The sequence below is a fragment of the Lutibacter sp. A64 genome, from assembly GCF_022429565.1.
In the GTDB taxonomy this organism is placed as follows: domain Bacteria; phylum Bacteroidota; class Bacteroidia; order Flavobacteriales; family Flavobacteriaceae; genus Lutibacter.
The window spans coordinates 1,567,371-1,593,412 of the sequence record NZ_CP092487.1 but is presented as its reverse complement, the minus strand read 5'-3'; the positions used below and the strand labels follow the sequence as shown (position 1 = coordinate 1,593,412).

The 26,042-nt window shown below is 30.2% G+C and carries 16 protein-coding genes; 14 read left to right on the top strand and 2 right to left on the bottom strand.

The features are described from left to right. The 10 genes from pgmB (at position 1) to MKD41_RS06650 (ending at position 16,904) form a co-directional block, all read left to right on the top strand. Positions 1 to 657: a beta-phosphoglucomutase gene (pgmB, locus tag MKD41_RS06695; protein ID WP_240244667.1), complete on the top strand. Its 657-nt coding sequence runs from the start codon at positions 1 to 3 to the stop codon at positions 655 to 657. A 4-nt stretch (positions 658 to 661) separates the two neighbouring features. Further along, positions 662 to 2,968 carry a glycoside hydrolase family 65 protein gene (locus MKD41_RS06690; protein WP_240244666.1) on the top strand — a complete coding sequence of 769 codons (2,307 nt, stop codon included), beginning with the start codon at positions 662 to 664 and terminating at the stop codon, positions 2,966 to 2,968. 201 nt (positions 2,969 to 3,169) lie between these two features. Beyond that, entirely contained in the window at positions 3,170 to 5,035 is a 1,866-nt protein-coding gene (locus MKD41_RS06685; RefSeq protein ID WP_240244665.1) for a glycoside hydrolase family 13 protein, read from the top strand. A gap of 224 nt (positions 5,036 to 5,259) precedes the next feature. Further along, on the top strand, positions 5,260 to 7,683 hold the full coding sequence (locus MKD41_RS06680) for a glycoside hydrolase family 31 protein (protein ID WP_240244664.1): 2,424 nt from the start codon (positions 5,260 to 5,262) through the stop codon (positions 7,681 to 7,683). 2 nt (positions 7,684 to 7,685) lie between these two features. Beyond that, positions 7,686 to 9,350: an alpha-amylase family glycosyl hydrolase gene (locus MKD41_RS06675; protein ID WP_240244663.1), complete on the top strand. Its 1,665-nt coding sequence runs from the start codon at positions 7,686 to 7,688 to the stop codon at positions 9,348 to 9,350. 223 nt (positions 9,351 to 9,573) lie between these two features. Then, the gene (locus MKD41_RS06670; protein ID WP_240244662.1) at positions 9,574 to 11,640 is read left to right on the top strand and encodes a glycoside hydrolase family 97 protein; all 2,067 of its coding nucleotides are present in this window, start codon (positions 9,574 to 9,576) and stop codon (positions 11,638 to 11,640) included. Positions 11,641 to 11,736: 96 nt separating this feature from the next. Further along, positions 11,737 to 13,614, top strand: a complete 1,878-nt coding sequence (locus MKD41_RS06665) for an alpha-amylase family glycosyl hydrolase (RefSeq protein ID WP_240244661.1) — start codon at positions 11,737 to 11,739, stop codon at positions 13,612 to 13,614. Between the two features lie 376 nt (positions 13,615 to 13,990). Continuing rightward, complete coding sequence (gene pfkA, locus MKD41_RS06660) at positions 13,991 to 14,977, top strand: 6-phosphofructokinase (RefSeq protein ID WP_240244660.1); 987 nt, start codon at positions 13,991 to 13,993, stop codon at positions 14,975 to 14,977. Between the two features lie 30 nt (positions 14,978 to 15,007). Then, a complete protein-coding gene (gene gap / locus MKD41_RS06655; RefSeq protein ID WP_240244659.1) occupies positions 15,008 to 16,012 on the top strand; it encodes a type I glyceraldehyde-3-phosphate dehydrogenase in 1,005 nt (334 codons plus the stop codon). Between the two features lie 31 nt (positions 16,013 to 16,043). After that, entirely contained in the window at positions 16,044 to 16,904 is an 861-nt protein-coding gene (locus MKD41_RS06650) for a BadF/BadG/BcrA/BcrD ATPase family protein (protein ID WP_240244658.1), read from the top strand. On the opposite strand, the gene MKD41_RS06645 is transcribed toward MKD41_RS06650, so the two are convergent. After that, positions 16,890 to 18,149 carry a UDP-N-acetylmuramoyl-tripeptide--D-alanyl-D-alanine ligase gene (locus tag MKD41_RS06645; protein ID WP_240244657.1) on the bottom strand — a complete coding sequence of 420 codons (1,260 nt, stop codon included), beginning with the start codon at positions 18,147 to 18,149 and terminating at the stop codon, positions 16,890 to 16,892. The genes MKD41_RS06650 and MKD41_RS06645 overlap by 15 nt on opposite strands. A gap of 155 nt (positions 18,150 to 18,304) precedes the next feature. After that, positions 18,305 to 20,005 carry a gliding motility lipoprotein GldJ gene (gene gldJ / locus MKD41_RS06640; protein WP_240244656.1) on the bottom strand — a complete coding sequence of 567 codons (1,701 nt, stop codon included), beginning with the start codon at positions 20,003 to 20,005 and terminating at the stop codon, positions 18,305 to 18,307. A 163-nt stretch (positions 20,006 to 20,168) separates the two neighbouring features. On the opposite strand from gldJ, the gene porU reads away from it, so the two are divergent. The 4 genes from porU to MKD41_RS06620 are packed head-to-tail and all read left to right on the top strand — an operon-like array spanning position 20,169 to position 26,032. Beyond that, positions 20,169 to 23,969, top strand: a complete 3,801-nt coding sequence (porU, locus tag MKD41_RS06635) for a type IX secretion system sortase PorU (protein WP_240244655.1) — start codon at positions 20,169 to 20,171, stop codon at positions 23,967 to 23,969. Between the two features lie 30 nt (positions 23,970 to 23,999). Then, positions 24,000 to 25,133: a type IX secretion system outer membrane channel protein PorV gene (gene porV, locus MKD41_RS06630; RefSeq protein WP_240244654.1), complete on the top strand. Its 1,134-nt coding sequence runs from the start codon at positions 24,000 to 24,002 to the stop codon at positions 25,131 to 25,133. A 22-nt stretch (positions 25,134 to 25,155) separates the two neighbouring features. Continuing rightward, positions 25,156 to 25,638, top strand: coding sequence for a cytidine deaminase (gene cdd, locus MKD41_RS06625; protein ID WP_240244653.1), 483 nt, complete (start codon positions 25,156 to 25,158; stop codon positions 25,636 to 25,638). A 7-nt stretch (positions 25,639 to 25,645) separates the two neighbouring features. After that, a complete protein-coding gene (locus tag MKD41_RS06620) occupies positions 25,646 to 26,032 on the top strand; it encodes a group III truncated hemoglobin (protein WP_240244652.1) in 387 nt (128 codons plus the stop codon). Positions 26,033 to 26,042: the final 10 nt, after the last annotated feature.

Below are 26,042 nucleotides of genomic sequence, written 5' to 3'. Positions count from 1 at the left end.
ATGAAAAAAGAAATCGCTTTTATATTCGATTTAGATGGTGTAATAGTAGATACGGCAAAGTATCATTTTTTAGCTTGGAGAAATTTAGCAAACGAGTTGAGTTTTGAATTTACAGAAAAACATAATGAATTACTAAAAGGTGTTAGCCGTGTTAGATCCTTAGAAATATTATTGAGTATAGGAAATGTAACATTAACCGAAGCGCAAAAACAAACCTATTTAGTAAAAAAAAATACAGAGTATTTGGGGTATGTAAACCAAATGACTGCTGAAGAAATTTTACCAGGAATTAATCAATTATTAGATTTTTTAGATCAAAATAATATAAAATATGCATTGGGTTCAGCAAGTAAAAATGCACCATTAATTTTAGAAAAAGTAGGACTTTACAATAGATTTTCAGCTATTGTAGATGGTAATGATGTGTCAAAAGCAAAACCAGATCCAGAAGTGTTTTTAATTGGTGCTAAAAAATTAAATATGAAACCAGAGAATTGTATAGTAGTAGAAGATGCCATTGCTGGTGTTGAAGCTGCAAACACCGCTAATATGGTAAGTATTGGAATAGGTGATGCTGAATTATTAAAAGAAGCAACTTATATTTTAAACGACACATCTGGTTTTACAACAGATTTTTTACAAAAAATATTGAATTAAGATTATGAATAAGAACTATATTATACCAAACGAGTGGTCAATTATTGAAGATGGTTTTGTAGCAGAAAATGTTGAAGCTTCAGAAAGTTTGTTTAGTATTGGAAACGGATCCATGGGACAACGTGCTAATTTTGAAGAAGATTATTCAGGGAACACATTCCAAGGAAGTTATATTGGTGGAATTTATTATCCAGATAAAACGCGAGTTGGTTGGTGGAAAAATGGCTACCCAGAGTATTTCGCAAAAGTATTAAATGCTCCAAATTGGATTGGAATTCACATTGCTATCAACGGTACTAAGTTTGATTTAAATACGTGTAAAGTTTCAAATTTTAAGCGAGAATTAAATATGAAAGAAGGCTGGTTAGGTCGTTCTTTTAACGCAGAATTAGCTTCAGGAGAAAAAATTGAAGTTACTACAAAACGCTTTGTAAGTATCGATTTTAATGAAACAGGTACTATTGAATACCATATAAAAGCACTTAATTTTTCTGGAGAAATAACTTATGCGCCATATATTGATGCTGGTATAGAAAATGAAGATTCTAATTATGGTGAGTTCTTTTGGGAAATTTTAGAAGTTGTAGAAGGTGAAAATAGTGGTTGTATTCTTTCAAAAACATTAAAAACAGAATTTCATGTTAGTACTGCAATGCAAATTGCGTTAGCGCTTAATAATGAAACAATTTCTGTGTCTCAAGAAACTAAAGTTGAGGATAAAAAATTAACATACACATATAAAGTTAATGTAAATGAAGGTGATGTAGCTACCATTTATAAATATGGAAGTTATGTTAGTTCATTAAATTATAAAAACGAAGATTTAAACGCAGCTTCACTTTCAAATGTTCAAAATGCTGCTGAATTAGGTTTTCAAGAACTTTTAAATGCGCAAATTAAAGCGTGGGCAGCTATATGGAAAACTGCTGATATTGTTATTGAAGGTGACGTAAAAGCACAGCAAGGAATTCGTTTTAATATTTTTCAATTAAATCAAACATATTTAGGTACAGATGCACGCTTAAATATTGGTCCAAAAGGATTTACTGGTGAAAAATACGGTGGAAGTACCTATTGGGATACAGAAGCATATTGTATTCCTTTTTATATGGCTACAAAAGATGATAAAGTTGCTAAAAATTTATTGTTATACCGTTACAATCAATTAGATAAAGCGATTGAAAATGCCGAAAAACTAGGTTTTAAAAACGGAGCAGCCTTGTATCCTATGGTTACAATGAATGGTGAAGAATGCCATAACGAATGGGAAATTACTTTTGAAGAAATTCATAGAAATGGTGCTATGGTTTATGGAATTTACAACTATGTAAATTATACACAAGACTTTGAGTACATTCCCAAAAACGGATTGGAAGTTATGATTGCTATTGCACGTTTTTGGCATCAAAGAGCTAATTTTTCTAAAGCTAAAAACAAGTATGTAATTTTAGGTGTAACTGGTCCTAATGAATACGAAAACAACATCAATAATAATTTTTACACCAATTATTTAGCAAAATGGTGTATAGAATATACAGTAGATTCTTTAAATAGAGTAAAAAAAGAATATGCCGAAGATTTTGAGCGTGTAATTTCAAAAGTTAATTTAACTGCACAAGAAACTTCAGAATGGTTAAAAGTAGCAGATAATATGTATTTTCCTTTTGATGAAGAAAAGCAAATTTATTTACAACAAGATGGTTTTTTAGATAAAGAAATTATTCCTGTAGAAGAGTTACCTAAGTCAGAAAGACCAATCAACCAAAAATGGTCTTGGGATAGGATATTGCGCTCTTGTTATATAAAACAAGCCGATGTATTACAATGTTTTTACTTTTTTGAAAATAAATTTAGCACTAAAGAATTAGAAAAACATTTCGATTTTTATGAACCAATTACAGTTCACGAATCATCATTATCGCCTTGCGTACATTCAATTTTGGCAGCTTCAATAGACAGAATGCCAAAAGCATATGAACAGTATTTGCGTACAGCACGTTTAGATTTAGATGATTACAATCACGAAGTACACGAAGGTTGTCATATTACTAGTATGGCAGGTACTTGGATGTCTGTTGTACAAGGTTTTGGAGGAATGCGTGTTTGGGAAGATGGTGTTTTAGCCTTTAATCCTCAAATTCCTGCTGAATGGAAATCGTACGAGTTTACAATTAATTTTAGAGGAACTATTATTAAAGTTTACAAAAGTCAAACTGAATGTAAATTCTTTAATGAATCTGATGCTGAGGTTACTATGTTGGTTAATGGTAAAGAAATCTCAATTCCTTCAAAAGAAATTGTTGTTGTATAAATTGTTGTTTATTGTTATTCCTGCTCATGCTGGAATTTATATATAGTGAAATTAGAGCGATAACAATCGGGTTTAACAAAATAGGCAAGGCCTATTGTAAACCTAACAGGTTTTAAAACCTGTTAGGTTTTATTGTACATTGAAAAAATAGATTATTGCTTTAGTAGAAATGATATTTGAGCTTATTTAAAAATATTAAAAATGAAAATTAACCGCTTACTTTTACTACTGTTATCTGTTAGCTTAACTTCTTATGCGCAAAAAGTGAAGAGAATTGAACCTCCAAATTGGTGGGTTGGAATGCATCATAATCAAGTTGAACTCTTAGTTTATGGTGATGAAATTGCAACATATACACCTTCAATTAATAATGAGTCTATTTTATTGAAAGAAATAAAAAAAACGGATAATGAAAATTATGTTTTTTTAACAATTGATGTTTCAAATGCACCTGTTGGTTTTTTTAAGATAGACTTCACCAAAAAAGGGAAACGTAATAATTTTAGTGTTGATTACGAACTAAAAGAACGTAAAAAAGATTCTAAATTAAGAAAAGGTTTCGACAGTTCAGATGCTATTTATTTAATTACGCCAGACCGTTTTGCAAATGCAGATCCATCAAACGATATTGTTAAAGGATTGCATGAAACCAAAATTGATAGAAAGCACGATTATGCACGTCATGGTGGCGATATAAAAGGGATTACTGAGCATTTAGATTATATTTCAGATATGGGTTTTACCGCAATATGGTCAACGCCTGTTTTAGAAAATGATATGAAAGAAAGTTCGTACCACGGGTATGCAATTACAGATTTGTACAAACCAGATCCTCGCTTTGGTACAATGGAAGAATATATAGACCTCGCTACAAAATCTAATAAAAAAGGACTTAAATTTATTATGGATCAGGTTGCGAATCATATTGGTATAGAACATTGGTGGATGAAAGATTTGCCTTCAAAAGAATGGATTAATTATCAAAATGAATTTGAAAAAGGTGAGTTAATTGTAACCAATCATAGAAGATCAACAAACCAAGATAATTACGCTTCAAAAAAAGATAAAGATTTAATGAATGCAGGTTGGTTTGTTTCTGCAATGCCAGATTTAAATCAGAAAAATCCATTGGTTGCAAATTATTTAATTCAGAATAGTGTTTGGTGGGTTGAAACGTTAGATTTAGGAGGAATTCGTCAAGATACATATCCTTATCCAGATAAAGATTTTATGAGTAATTGGGCTGGAGCAATTATGGAAGAATATCCAAATTTTAGTATTGTTGGTGAAGAGTGGAGTTTAAATCCTTTATTGGTTGCTTATTGGCAAAAAGGACATATAAATAAAGATGGTTACGAGTCTAATTTAACTTCTACAATGGATTTTCCAATGCAACGCGCTATTGTAGATGCTTTAAATGAAGAGGAACAATGGGATACTGGTTTTGTTAAAATGTACGAAGGTTTGGCAAATGATTTTGTCTATGCAAATCCTAACAACATTATGGTTTTTCCAGATAACCACGATATGAGCCGTATTTTTACACAGTTAAACGAGGATGTTGTAAATACTAAAATGGCTTTAGGTTATGTATTAGCTTTGCCAAGAATTGCACAAATTTATTATGGTACAGAAGTATTGTTAAACGATACTGCAAAACCAGGAGATCACGGTTTAATTAGAACCGATTTTCCTGGAGGCTGGAAAGGAGATAAAGTAAATGCATTTACTGGAAAAGGGCTTTCAAAAGACCAACTAGAAATGCAGTCTTTTATGAAAAAAGTATTGAATTACCGTAAAAACAGTGAAGCAATTCATGCTGGTAAAACGATACATTTTGCGCCAGAAAATGGTGTTTATGTATTGTTTAGATTGTTAGAAAATGAAATTGTAACCGTAATTTTAAATAAAAATGAAAAAGTTATAGAGTTGGATTTAACTCGTTTTGAAGAAATTGGATTACAAGGTAAAACTGTTAAAAATATAATTTCTGATGAAGAATTTAGTTGGGATACATCTTTAAAATTAAATTCAAAAGGAATTACAATTTTAACAACAAAATTTTAGTTACAAAATAATTAGAACGTCAACATGAATTTGTTTCTGGGGGACATAAATACGGGAAATCAGCTTGATGAAATTCTGAAACAAGTTCACTATATCACGTAAAAATATAAAAAACAATTGTTATAGCTGAGTAGGTAGATGTCTAAAAGTTAAATAAGGTTTTTTGTTTGACTGTTTTATAGATTCCTGCCTACGCAGGAATGACACACAAAAATTAAAGTATAATGAAACTACTAAAATTATTTATTTTCTTTTTTGTCTTTTCTACAACAATTTTCTATGCCCAAAACTCAACTAGGAAATTTGAAGGAATTACAAAATATAAAAATTATGTTGAGGTTAGAACCAATGATGGTTTGTATAGATTTCAGCCTTACGGGAACGAAATTATAGAAACATCATTCATTCCAAATGGTGAAACATTCAATCCAAATTCACACGCAGTAGTTTTAAAAACTAAACCTGTTGAAATGAAAATAGTTGAATCATCTAATTTTACTGAAATAAAAATGAAAGATATTTCAGTAAAAATTCAACATGCGTCATTTCAAATTTCATATTACTACGAAGACAATTTTTTAATTTCAGAAAAGAGAGGTTATTTTAAAGCGAAGCACGAACCAATGGATTTGGTAAAAGGTAATATTGTTGCTGAAGAAACAGAAAGTATAGAATTTAATCTTACTCAAGATGAAATTTTATATGGAGGAGGTGCAAGAGCTTTAGGAATGAACCGAAGAGGAAACAGATTGCCCTTATACAACAGAGCACATTATGGTTACGAAACGCATTCAGAATTAATGAATTTTACCATTCCGGTTGTTTATTCTTCAAAAAAGTACGCCATTCATTTTGACAATGCTCCAATTGGATATTTAGATTTTGATAGTAAAGGAGATAATACATTAAGATATGAAACTATTTCGGGTAGAAAAACCTATCAAATTATTGCGGGTGATGATTGGGATGAAGTTGTTGAAAATTATGTAAGTTTAACTGGTTTTCAACCATTAATTCCACGTTGGGCATTGGGTAATTTTTCCAGTAGATTTGGATATCATTCTCAAAAAGAAACTGTTGAAACTATTGAAGAGTTTCAAAAAGAAGAAATTCCAGTAGATGCTATAATTTTAGATCTGTATTGGTTTGGAAAAGAAGTAAAAGGCACAATGGGTAATTTGAAATTCGATAGAGATTCGTTTCCAAATCCTAAAAAAATGGTTGCCGATTTAAAAGAAAAAGGTGTAAAAACCATTTTAATTACCGAGCCATTTGTATTAACAACTTCAAACCGTTGGGATGAAGCTGTTGAAAAAGATATTTTAGGAAAAACCAAAGATGGAAAACCATATACCTACGATTTCTATTTTGGAAACACCGGAATTATAGATATTTTTAGTGAAAAAGGAAATGATTGGTTTTGGAATATTTACAAAGATTTAAAAAGCTATGGTGTTGAAGGTTGGTGGGGAGATCTAGGCGAGCCAGAAGTACATCCGTCAGATTTATTACACCATACGGGAACAGCCGATGAGGTTCATAATATTTATGGTAGCGAATGGGCAAAATTAATTGCAAAAGGCTACGAAAAAGAATTCCCAAATGAACGTCCATTTATTTTAATGAGAGCTGGTTATTCAGGAGCTCAACGTTACGGAATGATTCCTTGGTCTGGTGATGTAAACAGAACTTGGGGAGGATTAAAGCCACAAATGGAAATTTCATTACAAATGGGAATGCAGGGTTTAGCATATATGCATTCCGATTTAGGTGGATTTGCAGGTGATAATTTAGATGATGAATTGTACACACGTTGGTTACAATACGGTGTTTTTCAACCAATTTATCGTCCACATGCACAAGAAGATGTACCTTCAGAACCAGTTTTTAGAGAACCAAAAACAAAAGCATTGGCAAAAAAATCTATTGAGTTGCGATATAGTTTGTTACCTTATAATTACAATTTAGCTTTTAAAAATAGTCAAAAAGGAAGCTTATTAATGAAACCATTATTTTTTGAAGATGAGAATTTAAAAGAAGTCGATAAAACTTATTTATGGGGAGATTCATTTTTGGTGAGTCCAGTAGTTTCTGCAGGAATTCAATCTCAAGAAGTAGTGTTTCCAAAAGGCTCTAATTGGTATAATTTTTATACCGATGAAAAAATTGAAGGAGGTCAAACAAAAATGGTACAATTAGAAGAGGAAAGCATTCCAACTTACATTAGTGGTGGTGCTTTTATTCCAATGATTGAATCAGTTCAAAATACTTCAAATTATAATTTAAACACGTTCGATTTACATTTTTATTATGATGAAAGTGTAGATAATACTGAATATGATTTATACAATGATGATGGAGCTACAAAAGATGCTTTTGAAAAAGGAATGTATGAAATTTTAACGTTTGAAGCGGAACAAGAAAAACGTTGGTTTAACATAGATTTTGAAGCAGAAACAGGAAGTGAATTTCAAACTTCAATAAAAAATATAAATTTAATTATCCATAACGTTACTAAATTTCCTAAAAAAGTGAAGTTAGGTAAAAAACGTATAAAAAACGGTGGTTATAATTCAAAAAATAATACAGTAATTATTCCTATAACTTGGAATACTTCAAAAGAATTTGAATTAAAAATAAAATTTTAGAAATGAAAAAATATAGTTTTCTTTTAATCGTATGTATTACATTATTTAGTTGTAAAGAAAAAACAGATTCTACAGTAAAAATATCAGATAATGCTGTTCCTTTTGTTTGGGAAAATGCCAATATCTATTTTATGCTAACAGATCGTTTTAACAATGGAGATCCTTCAAACGATATTAATTTTGAAAGAACTGAAAAAGCGGCAAAATTACGTGGTTTTAAAGGAGGAGATATAAAAGGAGTAATTGCAAAAATTGAAGCAGGTTATTTTAACGATTTAGGTGTAAATGCTATTTGGATGACACCAATTGTTGAGCAAATTCACGGAGCAGTTGATGAAGGAACGGGACTTTCTTATGGCTTTCACGGTTATTGGGCTAGCGATTGGACAGCTTTAGATCCAAATTTTGGAACTAAAGAAGATTTAAAAAAGTTGGTTGCAATTGCTCATAAAAACGGAATTCGAATAATTTTAGATGCTGTAATCAACCATACAGGGCCTGTTACAGAAAAAGATGCTGTTTTTCCTAAAAATTGGGTAAGAACAGAGCCACAATGTACTTATGAAGATTACGCGTCTACGGTAAGCTGCACTTTGGTTAAAAATTTACCAGACATTAGAACTGAAAGTACTGAAAATGTTGAATTACCAAAGCAGTTGGTTGAAAAGTGGAAAGCTGAAGGACGCTACGAGCAAGAAGTAAAAGAATTAGATGCTTTTTTTGCTAAAACAGGATATCCGAGAGCTCCAAAATATTATATTATGAAATGGCTTTCAGATTATATTACAGAATTTGGAATTGATGGTTATAGAGCAGATACGGTGAAGCATACAGAAGAAAATGTTTGGCAAGATTTTAAATCGGTTTGCGATGTCGCTTTTGCCGAGTTTAAACAAAATAACCCTGAAAAAGTGTTAGACGATAACAGCTTTTATTTAGTAGGTGAGATATATAATTATGGAATTTCAGGTGGTAAATATTTTGATTTTGGAGATAAAAAAGTCAATTATTTTGATGATAAATTTTCTAGTCAAATTAATTTTGAATTTAAGTGGAATGCAGCGCAAAATACTTATGAAGAATTGTTTTCTAGGTATGATAGTATTCTAAATAATGAGTTAGATGGTTTTGGTATTTTAAATTATGTGAGTTCTCATGACGATGGGCAGCCATTTGATAAAGAGCGTACAAAACCTTTTGAATCTGCTACTAAATTAATATTATGTCCTGGCGCTGCTCAAATATATTATGGAGATGAAATAGCTAGAGAATTAGTTGTAGAAGGAGCAAATGGAGATGCAAACTTACGATCATTAATGAATTGGGATAAAATTGAAAATGATGCAAAAACTCAAGAGATTTTAACGCATTGGCAAAAATTAGGAAAGTTTAGAGCGAAACACCCAAGTGTTGGAGCAGGAGTTCATAAAATGATTTCAGAAGCACCTTATGTTTTTATGCGTACGTATAAGAATGAAGATTATACAGATAAGGTAATTGTCGGTTTAGAGCATCCAATTGGTAAAAAAGAAATTTTAGTAGAAGGGGTGTTTGAAGATGGAACGATACTTAAAGATGCATATTCTGGAAAAACAACAGAAGTAACTAATGGTTTGGCAACTTTTGAATCTGAACACACAATAGTATTGTTAGAGGAAAAAGTTTAGAATGACGTAACCATTGTTGGCGCTCGTTTGCAACGAGTGTTATAGAAAAATATGAATAGCACTTGTTACAAACGATAGCTAGCCCTATTGTTGGGGTTCGTTTACAATGAGTGTTATAAAGAAATATGGGTAGCACTCGTTGCAAACGATAGCTAGTTATTAGCTAAGCAGATGAGCGCTAGTGATTATATATTTAAAATGATAAAATAAAAAGTTTAATAAAATGAAATATTTAAAATTTACACTTGTATTGTTAAGTATCACACTTTTTTCGTGTTCGCAAAAACAACAAACAACTGTTAGTTCTCCAGATAAAAATATACTAGTTGAATTTTCAGTATCTGAAACAGGAGAACCAAGTTATAAAATTTTATATAAAAATAATGATGTTATAAAAACATCAACTTTAGGCTTTGATTTTGCTAGAGAAATGGCTTTAAAAGATAATTTTGAAATTATAAATACAACAAGTTCAAATTTTAATGAAACTTGGCAAATGCCTTGGGGAGAGCAATTAGATGTTGTAAATAATTACAAACAGTTAAAAATAGAGTTACAAGAATCTTCAAAATTAAAAAGAAAATTAAACATTGTTTTTAGAGTGTATAATGATGGTGTTGGTTTTAGATATGAATTTCCAGAACAAAAATACCTTTCAGAAGTTTTAATTACCGAAGAAAATACCGAATTTAATCTTACAGGAAATCATAAAGTTTGGTGGATTCCAGGCGATTGGGATATTTACGAACACTTGTATAATACTACAAAATTTAGTGAAATTGATGCCAAGAAATTTGCTAATCACGAAAATTTAGCACAAACTGCAATTCCTAATAATGCCGTAAATACACCAGTAACTATGAAAACTGAAAGCGGCTTACATTTAAGTTTTCATGAAGCTAGTTTGGTAGATTATTCGGGTATGACATTAGAGGTAAATCCTCAAAATTTTACAATGAAGAGTGTATTGGTTGGTTCAGAAAACACTTCATATAAAGTAAAACAAAAAGTACCTTTTAATACACCTTGGAGAACTATTCAAATTGCTGAAGAAGCAAAAGACTTAATCGCTTCTAATTTAATTGTAAATTTAAATGAACCCAATAAGTTAGGAGATGTTTCTTGGTTTAAACCTACAAAATATACGGGTATTTGGTGGGAAATGCATTTAGGGAAATCGAGTTGGGATATGGCTTCAGGAAAACACGGAGCAACAACAGAAAATGCAAAAGCTTTTATAGATTTTTCAGCAAAAAATAATATTGGAGCTGTTTTGGTTGAAGGTTGGAATACTGGCTGGGAGCATTGGATTGGTTTTGAAGATAGAGAAGGCGTTTTTGATTTTGTAACTCCATATTCAGATTACGATTTACAAGAAGTTGTACGTTACGGAAAAGAGAAAGGTGTTGAAATAATAATGCATCACGAAACTTCTGCTGCAACTGAGACTTATGAAAAACAGCAGGATACTGCTTATGCTTTAATGAAAAGTTTAGGAATTCATTCTGTAAAAACAGGTTATGTTGGTAAAATATTGCCAAAAGGAGAGTTTCATCACGGTCAGTATATGGTAAATCAGTACAATAATGCTGTTATAAAAGCCGCCAAATATCAGGTAGCAATAAATGCACATGAGCCAATTAAGGCTACAGGTTTACGAAGAACATATCCAAATACTATTTCTAGAGAAGGTTTACGCGGACAAGAATTTAATGCTTGGGCTAGTGATGGTGGAAATCCACCAGAGCATTTGCCAATAGTAGCTTTTACAAGAATGTTAGCTGGTCCAATTGATTATACTCCTGGAATTTTTGATATTAAATTTAACCAGTGGAAAGAGGATAATCAAGTTAATACCACCATTGCGCAACAATTGGCATTGTATGTTGTAATTTATAGTCCAGTGCAAATGGCTGCGGATTTAATTGAAAATTATGAAGGAAATCCAGCGTTACAATTTATTAAAGATGTGGGTGTAGATTGGCAAGAAACAAAAGTATTAAATGGTGAAGTTGGTGATTTTGTCACCATAGCACGTAAAGAACGTACTTCAGATAATTGGTTTGTTGGTGGAATTACCGATGAAAACTCTAGAGAAATGACAATTGATTTTAGTTTTTTAGATAAAGGAATTTACGAAGCAACAATTTATGAAGATGGGAAAAATGCACATTGGAATGACAATCCAACCGATTTAAACATTAGAAAAATTGAGGTTACTAACCAATCAAAAGAAACATTAAAACTTGCAGCAGGAGGTGGTTTTGCAATTAGTTTGATTAAAAAATAAGTCTGATTTGTCATTCCTGTCTAGTCACTAAGTGTGGTTGCTGAGCGGAGTCGAAGTGCAGGCAGGAATTTATAACCAAAAACAATTAGTATCAATATGAAAACAAAATATTTAAGTGTAATTACTACGTTAATTCTTATTTTTGTGGCTTGTAATGAAGAAAAAAAAGAATCAAAGACAATTATGAAGGAACAAAAGGCTCATAAAGAGGTAGTATATCAGGTTTTTACACGTTTATTTGGAAACACAAATACAACCAACAAATCTTGGGGAACCATTGAAGAAAATGGTGTTGGTAAATTTAACGATTTTACAGAAAAAGCACTTCAAGAAATTAAAGATTTAGGAGTTACATACATTTGGTATACAGGTGTTCCGCATCACGATGTAATTAGAGATTATACAGAATTTGGAATTTCAAATGATGATCCAGATATTGTAAAAGGGCGAGCAGGCTCTCCGTATGCTGTTAAAGATTATTACAATGTAAATCCAGATTTAGCAGAAAATGTTGAAAATAGATTAGAAGAGTTCGAGGCTTTGATTGAGCGTACTCATAAACAAGGAATGAAAGTATTAATTGATATAGTTCCTAATCATGTGGCTCGTAATTATGAGGGTAAATCTACTCCAGAAGGTGCTGAACCATTTGGTGCAAGTGATGATACAACAAAACAATATGATGTAAACAATAACTTTTATTACAATCCAGGTGAAGCTTTTCAAGTTCCAGAATGGAGAGATGGATATTTGCCTTTAGGAGGTGAAAATCATCCGTTAGCAAATGGTAAATTTGATGAAAATCCAGCTAAATGGACTGGTAATGGCTCTAGAGCTTCACGTCCAGATGTAAATGATTGGTATGAAACGGTGAAAATAAATTATGGTGTAAGTCCTGATGGAAGAAAAGATTTTGCTGAATTGCCAGAAGGTTTTGAGAATGAAGATTACAAAGCACATTTTGAATTTTGGAAAGATAAAACGGTACCTAGTTCTTGGATAAAATTTAGAAATATTGCGTTGTATTGGACCGCAAAAGGAGTTGATGGCTTTAGATATGATATGGCAGAAATGGTTCCTGTGGAATTTTGGAGCTTTATGAATTCAGCTATAAAAATGGTGAATCCAGATGCTTTTTTATTAGCAGAAGTTTACAATCCAGATATGTATAGAAGTTATATACATAAAGGTAAAATGGATTATTTGTACGATAAAGTTGCGTTGTATGATACTATAAAAAATATTATGCAAGGTCACGGTTGGACAGATCATATTACTGGAATTCAAGATTATAAAGCAGATATTGAGCATAATATGTTGCATTTTTTAGAAAATCATGACGAACAACGTATTGCAAGTCCAGATTTTGCAGGTTCAGCTGAAAAAGGAAAGCCAGCAATGGTAGTTTCAGCAACAATAAGCACATCACCAACAATGATTTATTTTGGACAAGAAGTAGGTGAGCCAGGAGCAGAAAATGCAGGTTTTGGATCACCAACAAGAACTTCAATTTTTGATTATGTAGGTGTGCCTACACATCAACGTTGGATGAATAATAGTAAATTTGATGGAGGAAGCTCTACTTTAGAAGAAAAAGAGTTAAGAGACTTTTACAAACGTTTATTAAACTTTACAATAAATAGTGAAGCATTAATGGGCGAATACGCTGAAATTCATCATTACAATAGACAAAATTTAGATAATTATACCCGTAAAATATTTTCATTTGTACGTTGGAATGAAAATGAGAAATTATTAATAATTTCTAATTTTGATGATTTGGTAAACTATGATTTAGATTTACAAATACCTTCAGAAATAATAAAAAAATGGAGCTTAGAAGATGGTACTTATGTTTTGGAGGATCAATTGTATAAAACAACAAAAACTAAATTAATTGTTGAAAACGGTATTGGAACAACTAATATTAAATTAGATACTTTAAATTCATTTATTTTTAAATTAATAGAATAGGTTTAGGTGTTAGATTGAGTTTGTATTCAACCTCTCATCAAACAGCCAATTAATCATAATTTATAATTTGTATTTATAAATCCATTCAATGCATTTTTATTGAATGGATTTGCCGTGTAAAAGAAGTATTTTTTTACTTTTTAAAAAGTTTCTTTAAAGCTATAAAATAAAATATTTTTTAAAAGAATTGAGTATCAAAAATATTTTAATTATTTTTACTGTAAATATCTGAGGATAAGAATATTAAAATTTCAAGATTAGGCGTTGAAACCCTTGATTTACAGAGGAATATAGCGAAATCGTTTTAGTGAAAAAAAAACGGTTTTGTAGGATAAAATTCCATTTCAAAGTACCTTTGGTAAATTAATTTTAACCTATGAATGAACCAATAAATAAGATAGCAGTTTTAACGTCTGGAGGGGATGCTCCTGGAATGAATGCTGCCATACGAGCTGTAGTTAGAGCTTGTACGTATTACAGAGTAGATTGTGTTGGTGTCTATAGAGGATACCAAGGACTAATTGATGCAGACTTTGAAGAGTTATCGTCTAGACATGTTAGTAATATTATTAACAAAGGAGGTACTATTTTAAAATCTGCACGATGTAAAGAATTTAAAACAGAAGAAGGTAGGCAAAAAGCTTATGACAATTTAAAAGAAGCAGGTGTTGGAGCGCTTGTTATTATCGGTGGTGATGGAACTTTTACTGGAGGATTAAAATTTATACAAGAATTTAACTTTCCTGTTATTGGTATTCCTGGTACTATTGATAATGATATATATGGTTCTGATAAAACTATTGGTTACGATACTGCATTAAATACTGTGGTAGAAGTTATTGATAAAATTAGAGACACTGCAAGTTCTCATAATAGATTATTTTTTATTGAAGTTATGGGGCGTGATGCTGGTTTTATAGCATTAAATACAGGAATTGGAGCTGGAGCTGAAGAAATTTTAATTCCAGAGAAAGATTTAGGCCTAGACAGGCTAGTTGAATCGCTTAGAGGAAGTAGAGAAAGAGGTAAAACCTCAAGTATTGTTGTAGTTTCTGAAGGAGATAAAATTGGTAAAAATGTATTTGAATTAGGAGATCATATTAAAGAAATTTTCCCTGATTATGATATTAGAGTTTCTGTTTTAGGGCATATGCAAAGAGGAGGAAGCCCTAGTTGTTCAGATAGAGTATTAGCAAGTAGATTAGGTGTAGCAGCAGTAGAACATTTATTAGATAGATCATCTGGTGTTATGGTTGGTATTACAAATAATCAAGTTACTACAGTTGGTCTTAACAAGGCTATTAAAATGAATAACGATATAGATAAAGAATTATTAAAAGTTGCTGAAATAACTTCAGTATAAATTATAGATTAATAGATAAAAACAATAAATATGTCAACAATTAAAATTGGAATTAACGGATTTGGTAGAATCGGTAGATTAGCTTTTAGAGTAGCTGCTAGTAGACCAAATGTACAAGTTGTAGGAATTAACGATTTACTAGCTGTAGATCACTTAGCGTACTTATTAAAGTATGACTCAGTTCACGGTCAATTTGACGGAACTATCGATGTAAAAGATGGTAAATTAGTTGTAAACGGAAATGAAATTAGAATTACTGCTGAACGTAATCCAGAAGATTTAAAATGGGATGAAGTAGGTGCTGATGTAGTTTTAGACTGTACAGGTATCTTTACAAACTTAGAAGGAGCTGGAAAACACATTAAAGCAGGAGCTAAAAAAGTAGCTATTTCTGCACCATCTGCAGACGCACCAATGTTTGTAATGGGTGTAAACAATGATAAAATTACAGCTGCTGATACTATTGTATCTAATGCTTCTTGTACTACAAACTGTTTAGCTCCAATAGCTAAAGTATTAAACGATAACTTCGGAATTGTTGAAGGATTAATGACTACAGTACACGCTGCAACTGCAACACAATTTACTGTTGATGGTCCATCTAGAAAAGATTTCAGATTAGGTCGTGCTTCATTAAATAACATTGTACCTGCATCTACAGGAGCAGCAAAAGCTGTTGGAAAAGTAATTCCAGAATTAAACGGAAAATTAACAGGTATGGCATTTAGAGTACCAACTGTTGATGTATCTGTAGTAGATTTAACTTGTCGTTTAGAAAAAGGAGTTCCTTTTGAAGAAGTAAAAGCCGCAATTAAAAAAGCTTCAGAAAACGAATTAAAAGGTGTTTTAGGATACACTGAAGAAGGTGTTGTTTCTCAAGATTTTGTTTCTGAATCTAAAACTTCAACATTTGATGCTAATGCAAGTATTGGATTAAATGATAATTTTGTAAAAATTATTTCTTGGTATGATAATGAATATGGTTATTCAACTAAATTAGTTGATTTAGCTGAATACATTAATGCTGTTAAATAATAAGTTATATTCATAGTTAAATTCATAAAAAATGATTCTAATAGCTGATGGAGGTTCAACAAAAGCCGATTGGATTTTATTGGACGATAAAGGAGTGGTTGTGCTTAAAACTAGAACTGCAGGTTTAAATCCTGCCGTTTTTCCAGGTGATTTATTGCAAGAACGTATAGAAGAAAATGAGGATTTTCAATTTCATAAAGAGAAAATTACACATGTGTATTTCTATGGGGCTGGTTGTGGAACAAAAAAACCAACTGCATTATTAAAGTCAATATTTGAATCATTTTTTATTAATGCAATAGTAGAGGTTAAAGAAGATACATATGCGGCAACGTATGCTGTAACAACTGAACCTGGTATTGTATGTATTTTAGGAACCGGATCAAACAGTAGTTATTTTGACGGTAAAGACGTTGTTAATGGCGTTCCTTCTTTAGGCTTTATTTTAATGGATGAAGCAAGTGGTAATTATTTTGGAAAAAGGTTAATTAGAGACTATTATTACAAAAGAATGCCTAAAAGAAGTGCTAAGAAATTTGAAAGTCAGTTTGATGTAGATCCTGATGTAATAAAAAGAAATGTATATAAGGAAACCAACCCTAATACTTATTTAGCGCATTTTGCAGAGTTTATTTTTAGAAATGAACGTACTGCTTATACAGATAAAGTACTTGAAAAAGGAATTAATGTTTTCTTTAAAACTAGAGTGCTTACTTATAAACAAGTAAAGGATGTTCCTGTACATTTTGTAGGTTCTATTGCATTTTTCTCTAAAGATGTTATTGAAAAAGTAGCAAAAAAACACAATGTTAAGCTTGGTACTATTTTAAGAAGACCAATTGATGGTTTAATTGAATATCATAGAGAAAAATTAAAATTAGAAGAGGTTTAAAACTCTTTCTAAAGCCATACCTCTAGAACCTTTAATTAATAAAGAGGTATTTTTTAAATTTAAATCTTTATTTGAAGTTTCAAAATCTTCAAAACAAGTATATGTTAAAGCATTTTTTGCAATTATTGTAGAAAATGCTTTTCCTATTAATATAAGTTTGTCAAAATTTAAGGAATTAGCATAATCAGCAATTTGCTGGTGTTCTTTAGTGCTTGTTTCTCCTAATTCAAACATATCTCCTAAAATAACAACTTTTTGACTGTCTTTTAATAAACTAAAATTTTCTAATGCAGCTTTCATGCTACTTGGATTTGCATTGTATGCGTCTAAAATTATTTTTAGACTTCCTTTGTTTATTATTTGAGATCTGTTATTAGTTGGTTCATAATTTTCAATAGCATCTTTAATATCTTTTAATGGAACTTTAAAATAATTACCTATTGCAATGGCAGCAGAGATATTATTAAAATTGTATTTTCCAATTAATTTGCTTTGAATATTTGTGTTTTGAAATTGGACTTTAACAAAAGGGTTTACTTCAATAAATTTAATTTTTGAATTATTAAAGATAACAGAGTTAATGTTTTTAGATTGTTTTAATTGCTCAGTATCATCTGAGTTGATAAAGGCAGTTTCTTTTGTTTCTTTTAAAAAATTGTATAATTCAGATTTTGCTTTAATAACACCTTCAATACTTCCAAAACCCTCTAAATGTGCTTTTCCAAAATTGGTGATTAATCCAAAATTTGGTTTTACAATATGGCATAAAAAATTAATTTCATTTAAATGGTTAGCTCCCATTTCAATAATTCCAATTTCTGTAGTAGGTTGAATTGTTAACAGTGTTAATGGTACTCCTATATGATTGTTGAGGTTACCGGTTGTAGCAGTGGTTTTATATTTTTTTGATAAAACACAATTAATAAGTTCTTTAGTTGTTGTTTTTCCGTTACTTCCTGTTAAAGAAATTATTGGTATACGTAATTGTTCTCTATGGTATTTAGCTAATTTTTGAAGTGTTTCTAAAACATTGTCAACTAATATTGTGTTTGAATTGTTTTGATATTCTTTTTCGTCAATTACGGCATATGATGCGCCGCTGTTAAGTGCTTCTTTAGCAAATTTATTTCCGTTAAAATTAGCTCCTTTTAATGCGAAAAAAATACTTCCTTTTCTAATATTTCTGGTATCTGTATCTACTAAATAGCTTTGGGTATATAAGCTGTATAATTGTTCAATTTTCATAAGTATAAAATATTTATTTTATCTACAATAAACGTTTTAATAAGTATATTTTAATTTTATAAAATTAATTAAATTTAATGTATGAATTGATAAATTTATGTATAAAAAAAACCTCATTGAAACTTCAATGAGGTTTGTGTTTTATTTAAATAATTTTAATATCTAACTTTTGTTGAAGTAGGAGTTCTACTTTTAAAGTTCATAGGTCCAATTTTATCAGTTACACATCTAAAACCAATATAGTTTGTAGCCATATATTCTGGTAAATATCTTCTTTGAGATGGATCTAACCAATATTCTCTATCTCTCCAAGAACCTCCTTTATAAACTCGAGTTTTATTACTAATTAATGTATTTCTTTTTTCTGTATCGTATTGTTGTTTTATTAAGCCACTTTCACCAATTTCTCTTGGTTTAATAGGGGAATTATACATACGAGGTTTCACATCTAAATCATCTTCATCTTTATCATAAAATTTTGTTGAAGCTAAATCACCATCTCTAACATCTACATTATATGCTTTTTCATAATTATTTCTCATGTAGGCATCTTGTCTTGTAATAGGAACCGTTTTTATACTACCTGGAATGTTTTTAGGAGTAATTCTACCATTATCTAACGTATCATACTCAATAGAAGAATCATCTGCAATAACAACTTTACCTTCAGAGTCTATCATTTTTTTTGTAAAAATGTTACCTCTATAGTAATTAAAGTCATTAGCATCATTATCTATTATTGGTCTGTATACATCAGCAACCCATTCTGCTACATTACCAGACATATCATATAATCCGAAAGCATTTGGTTCGTATGATTTTACTTGGATAGTAATATCTGCTCCATCATTACTCCACCCAGGAACACCACTATAATCACCTTTACCTTGTTTAAAATTAGCAAGTTGATCACCCATATAGCGTTTAGATTTGTTTCGGGTGTATTTACCGCTCCAAGCATATTTTTTTCTACCTCTAATATTGTTGTATTCTCTGTTTTCAACAATAGCTTTAGCTGCATATTCCCATTCTACTTCAGTTGGAAGTCTAAATTTAGCAGCTAATATTCCGTCAGAAACTTTTACTTGTCTTCCTGTAAATGAACCTCTAGCAGGTTTAGGATCTCCTTTTTTTCTTGGAGTATAATCAGGTAATCCTTTTTTATAAATTGTAGAATCACCATCAAACATTGCATATGGGTTTTGTAAATAAGTGTCAGTATCAAAATGATTTTTACCTTTTACTTCAAGAGAGTCTAATTCATATAAAGATTTTAAAACACCTTTATCCATTAATATTTTTTCATTAACTCTATTTGTTCTCCAATTACAATATTGGTTAGCTTGCACCCAACTTACTCCAACTACAGGATAATCTGCATACCCCGGATGTCTTAAATAATTTTCTGTAAGTAATTCGTTAAAACCTAAAACATCTCTCCAAACAAGTGTGTCAGGAACAACAGATTGGTAAATATGTTCATAATTTAAATCATTTGGAGGAAATACTTTTTCCATCCAATTTAAATAAAATACATATTCAGAATTTGTTACTTCTGTTTCATCCATATAAAACGAACGAACTTGTTGTTTAACGGGAGTTGTATTCCAATCAAATAAAACATCATCTTGAACTTGTCCCATTGTAAAACTACCTCCTTCAATCAAAACCATTCCTGGAGGGGCTTCTTGTCCAGCATAACTTGATTTAGAATCGTAAAATCCAACAGCACTTTTTTCTTGAGCACTCCATCCAGTAAGTCCAGAGGATTTTCTTTTGTGACAACTAACCAAAGAAATTCCTATAGCTAGACAGATTATTGCTTTATAATTTATTTTAATAACATTAAAGTTCATACAAAACTTAATTAGGGTTTTAAGTGTTGCAATTTACATTAAATAAATTTTTTTGCAACAAATTTTTTGATTATGTTTTTTATAACGATTGTTTTTGTTCTTTATTATATGTAATGTTGTATAATATTTGACTAAAATCCCAAATTCAGTACGTTTTTACATAATGAAGCATTCTACAAATATTCTATTTCTCTTTTTTTTTGTTGTTGGTAATTTTTTATTTGCACAACAAACAGAAACTAAAACATATAAATTAAACTGGTTAGATAATGTTGATTTTGAGATTAATAAAGATTTAATACTAAAAACAAGTTTAATAGAAAATAATTTTTTAAATGAAAATTTTAATCCAACTTTTGAAGATAGTTGGACGGTAAATTCAAACAGTATAATAACCGATTTTTCAGTTACAAATGTTGTTTATGAAACTGTAAATGAAAACAATTCATATACTTTAAACGCTATTAATAGCGCTATTGCTATCGATTTAAATATTGTAAAAGCAAAAAATACAACTTTAGCTGTTTTAAATTTAGACCCTTTGGTAAAAAATAACAATCAAATAAAGCGTATTGTATCTTTTGATTTAGAATATACAACAGCATCAGCTAAGCAAAGTTTGAAAAAAAACACAACTGTTAAAAATTCAGTATTAGCAGAAGGAACTTGGTTTAAATTTGCTGTAAATAAAACGGGTGTTTATAAAATTGATAAAGAGTTTTTACAAAAATTAGGGATAGATGTAAATACAATTAATCCCAAAAATATTCGTATTTATGGTAATGGAGGCGCAATGCTTCCTTTAAAAAATAGTGATTTTAGATATGATGGATTGCAAGAAAATGCAATTTTTGTTGATGGAGAAAGCGATGGTAGTTTTGACGATAATGATTCTATTTTATTTTATGCTACCGGACCGCATTCTTGGGAATATGGGACAAATCCCAGTTTAACTACGTTACGACACAATTTTAATATTTATTCTGATGAGGCTTATTATTTTTTAACTATTGGCTCTTCAGAAGGTAAAAGAATTACCAAACAAACACCAATTTCGGCTTCAAGTACTGCAACAATAACAAATTTTGACGATTTTGTATTTTATGAAAAAGACGAAGTTAATTTATTTGCTATTGGACAACAATGGTTTGGAGATGCTTTTAATATTGAAAATACTCGAACATATTCAATTCCTTTTGAAGAAATAGACAGTTCGGAGCCTGTTAATATTAGGGTTAGAGGAGTAGTAGCTTCATCTATAGCTACAACTATGGATGTTCAAATTAATAATAAAAATGTATTTGAAATAAATTATAGTGCTTTGTCGGGTTCTAATAGTGCTGTAGCGAATGAAAACTTTGGAAATGTATCAGTTTCAGGAGATTTATTAGATGTAACTATAAATTATAATAATAATGGTAATCCTTCTGCAGATGCATATTTAGACTATATTGAAATACTTGGTAAAAGGAAGTTAATAGCTAAAGATAAGCAGTTTGTATTTAGAAACTTTAATGTTTTAAGCACCCCAGATGTACAAGAAATTTCAATTGAAAATGCATCCAATATTAAATGGGTGTGGGATGTTTCTAATCCAATAAATCCACAAATAATAGAAAATCAATCTTTAACCACAAACTTTAATTTTAAAGTAAATGGAGGTCAATTATTAGAATATGTTTTGATACCTGAAAATGATTTCTTTACACCACAATTGTTAGAATTTAGTACCGTTGAAAATCAGAATTTACATAGTTTAAAAGATATTGATTATTTAATTATTACTCAAGATTATTTAATGGATCAAGCACAAAGATTGGCAGATTATCATTCAAATAATTCAGGATTAACAACTAAAGTAATACGTTTAGACCAAATATATAATGAATTTTCGTCAGGATCTCCAGATGTAGCAGCAATTAGAGACTTTGTAAAGCATCTTTACGATAATGCAACTACAAATCAAATTAAATATGTCTGTTTGTTTGGAGATGCATCTTATGATTATAAAGATAGGATAGAAGGAAATAATAATATAGTGCCAGCTTTCGAATCTTTTAATAGTTTTAGTTTAGCTTCGTCATATGTAACAGATGATTTTTACGGGATGATGGATGCAGATGAAGGATTGTTAAATTCTTACGAAAGGCAAGATGTTGCAACAGGAAGAATACCAGTTTCGGATATATTGCAAGCACAACAAGTAGTAGATAAATTATTAGATTATTATAGCGTAGCATCTTTTGGAGATTGGCGTACTAATATTACTTTAATAGCTGATGATATTGATAGTAGTGGTGAAGAAATTTTGCAATCTAATATGGATGAAATAGCTACAACTATTGAAGCTAATAAACCAGTTTTTAATTTAAAAAAAATATATTTAGATGCCTATTTTCAAGAAACAGCAGCTTCTGGATCTACCTATCCAACTGTAAATTTAGATATTGTAAATCAGATAGATAAAGGTACTTTATTGGTAGATTATTTTGGACATGGAGGAGAAGATGGTTGGGCTAGTGAAGGGATTTTTCGCTTGCCAGAAATACAAAGTCTTGAAAATAAATTTAAATTACCATTATTTATAACAGTTACCTGTGATTTTTCGAGGTTTGATAATCCATTAAGAAAAACAGCGGGAGAATATTTATTTTGGGCAGAAAATTATGGAGCAAGTTCATTAATTTCAACAACCAGGGAAATTTATATAAGTGTAGGACAAGCTTTAAATGAAAGATTAATAGAACCTCTATTAAATTTTAATAATGAAAATTTGTCAATTGCTGAAACTTTAATGGACGTTAAAAATCAGTTTTCAACTACACAACGTTTTTTTATATACAATTTTGGAGATCCTGCAATGCATTTAAGTGTTCCAGAACCTTCAATTAAATTATCTACAATAAACAATAAAGATATTTCACAATCTTTAGATACCATAAAAGCACTATCGTATATCCAATTTGAAGGAGATGTTTTAGATATTAATGATAATTTATTGGAAGATTTTACGGGTGAAATAGACGTAACAGTTTATGATAAAGTAATTGATAAAACTACATTAGATAACGATAATAAAAATATTACAATGGAATTTGATGTAAGAGATAGTAAAATTTTTAAAGGAAGCTCTAAAGTAGAAAATGGAAAATTTACATTTGATTTTGTTGCTCCAAAAGATTTAAAAGTCGCTTACGGAAAAGGGAAACTTAGCTTTTACGCATCTAACAATATAATAGATAAAGCAGGTTATAATATTGATATAACTGTAGGAGGGATTAATGAAAATGCTCCAGAAGACAATACAGGACCCACCATACAACTTTATATGAATGATTTAAACTTTGTTGATGGTGGCACAACAGATAGTTCTCCTGTTTTTATTGCAGTTTTAGAAGATGAAAACGGAATTAATACTTCTATTACAGCTGTAGACCACGATATAGTTGCTATTTTAGATAATGATCAGTCTAACCCAATAATTTTAAATGATTATTATCAAACAGATTTAGATACTTATAAAAAAGGAAAAGTAACTTATACTTTTAGAGATCTTTCATCTGGAATGCACACAATTACGTTAAAAGCTTGGGATACTTACAATAATTTATCAGAGTCTACGTTTAATTTTACTGTTGTTGATAATAGTGATTTAGTTTTGAGCAATGTATTAAATTATCCAAATCCATTTGTTAATTATACAGAATTTTGGTTCAATCATAACAAACCAAATGAACAATTAAATGTACAACTTCAAATTTTTACAGTTTCTGGAAAATTGGTAAAAACAATAACAGAAATAGTTCAAACAGAAGGTAATTTGTCTAGAACAATAGTTTGGGATGGTTTAGATGATTTTGGAGCAAAAATAGGTAAAGGAGTTTATGTTTATAAATTAAAAGTAACATCAATTAATTCAAATACATCTGCTCAAAAAATTGAAAAATTAGTAATATTGCAATAACAATTTAATTCAATTATTAAATTAATATTAATGAAAAAAATAATTTTAGTCACCCTCACTGTTTTATTTGCTTTTTCAAGTAATGCACAAGAAGATTCAAATCCAATTACAACAGCAGCACCTTTTTTGTTAATAGCACCAGATGCTAGAGCAGGAGGTATGGGAGATATTGGTGTTGCAACTTCTCCAGACTCAAATTCACAACATTGGAATGCTTCTAAATATGCGTTTATGAGATCTCAATTTAGTGTAGGAATTACTTATACACCTTGGCTAAGAGAGCTAACAAATGATGTGTTTTTAGGAGGTTTTACTTTTGCAAATAGAATTGATGAAAGAAGCGCTTGGGCTGCAAGTCTAAAATATTTTAATTTAGGTCAAATAGATCTAACAGATATCAATGGAGCTCCTGAAGGAATTGAAAAACTAAATGAGTTTTCTTTTGACGGTTCATATTCTTTAAAGTTGAATGAAACATATTCAATGGGTGTAACCTTACGCTACATTAGATCAGATTTAGGGATTAAATCAGCTAATTCAACAATAAACCCTGTAAATACTTTTGCAGTAGATATCTCAGGTTACTTTCAATCTGACGAAAGTAATTATGGCGATTTTAATGGTGTTTGGCGAGGTGGTTATAATATTTCAAATATTGGACCTAAAGTTTCTTATACAGATGATGGTCAAGATAATTTTATACCTACAAATTTAAAATTGGGAGGTGGTTTCGATTTTATTTTAGATAATTACAATAAAGTAAGTGTTAATTTAGAAGTTAATAAATTATTAGTTCCAACACCAAGTATTTCAGAAGACGGTGAGCCACCATATACCCAAGATGATGTTAGTTTTATCAGTGGTATTTTTAGTTCGTTTAATGATGCTCCAGATGGATTTAACGAAGAGTTAAAAGAATTTACTTGGGCATTAGGAGCAGAATATATGTATGATAACTCCTTTGCAGTTAGAGCAGGTTATTTTAATGAAAGTGATTTAAAAGGTTCAAGAAAATATTTTACAATTGGATCTGGATTTAACTTTAAAAGTTCTAAATTAGATATTTCATATTTGTTTAATGCATCAGATATAAACAACCCTTTAGAAAATACACTTAGATTCTCTTTATCGTTTGATTTTGGAGATATTTTTGAAGTTAAATAAATGCTAAATAGCTAAATTTTAAATGAAAAAAGTTGAATTAACAACTAGTATTTCGGTTTACGAATCAATTCAAGAGCTTCCAAAAGATGTTGAAGCTTTAATGAAAAAAGCCATTGAAGCTAAAGAAAATGCGTATGCTCCCTATTCCAAATTTAAGGTAGGAGCTTCATTTTTGTTAGAAAATGGATTAATTGTAACAGGAAATAACCAAGAAAATGCAGCCTATCCTTCAGGTATGTGCGCAGAACGTGTTGCTATTTGGAAAGTATCTTCTGAATATCCAACCGTTAAAATATTAAAATTAGCTATTGCAGCAAGCTCAAGTAGCCAGGTTTTAAAAGAACCTGTTGCGCCGTGTGGTGCTTGTAGACAAACATTATCTGAATACGAGTTAAAGCAAAAAGATAAAATAGAAGTGTATTTTATGGGTGAAGAAGGTAAAATTATTAAAACTGATTCCGTTTTAGATTTACTCCCAATTGCATTTGATAAATCTTTTCTCTAAATATATTATGAAGAAAGATATTGAAAATAGAGAAGATATTTATTTACTTGTTAAGACCTTTTATAAAAAATTAATGAATGATGATTTAATGCGTCATTTTTTTGTTGATTTTACAAATCCAGAACACTTAGAAATACATTTACAAACATTAGTTGATTTTTGGGATAATATATTGTTTTACTCGGGTGGGTATCGTAAAAATGCTATGGCTCCTCATCTAAAAATACATCAAAAAACACCTTTTAAAAAAGAACACTTTAATAGTTGGTTGTCAATGTTTAATGCTTCTGTAGATGCCCTATTTCAGGGTGAAATAGCACACGCTGCAAAGTCCAGAGCACAGTCGATAGCCATCGTAATGGAAATTAAAATTTCTGAACTAAATAACGAATAGATTACTAAAT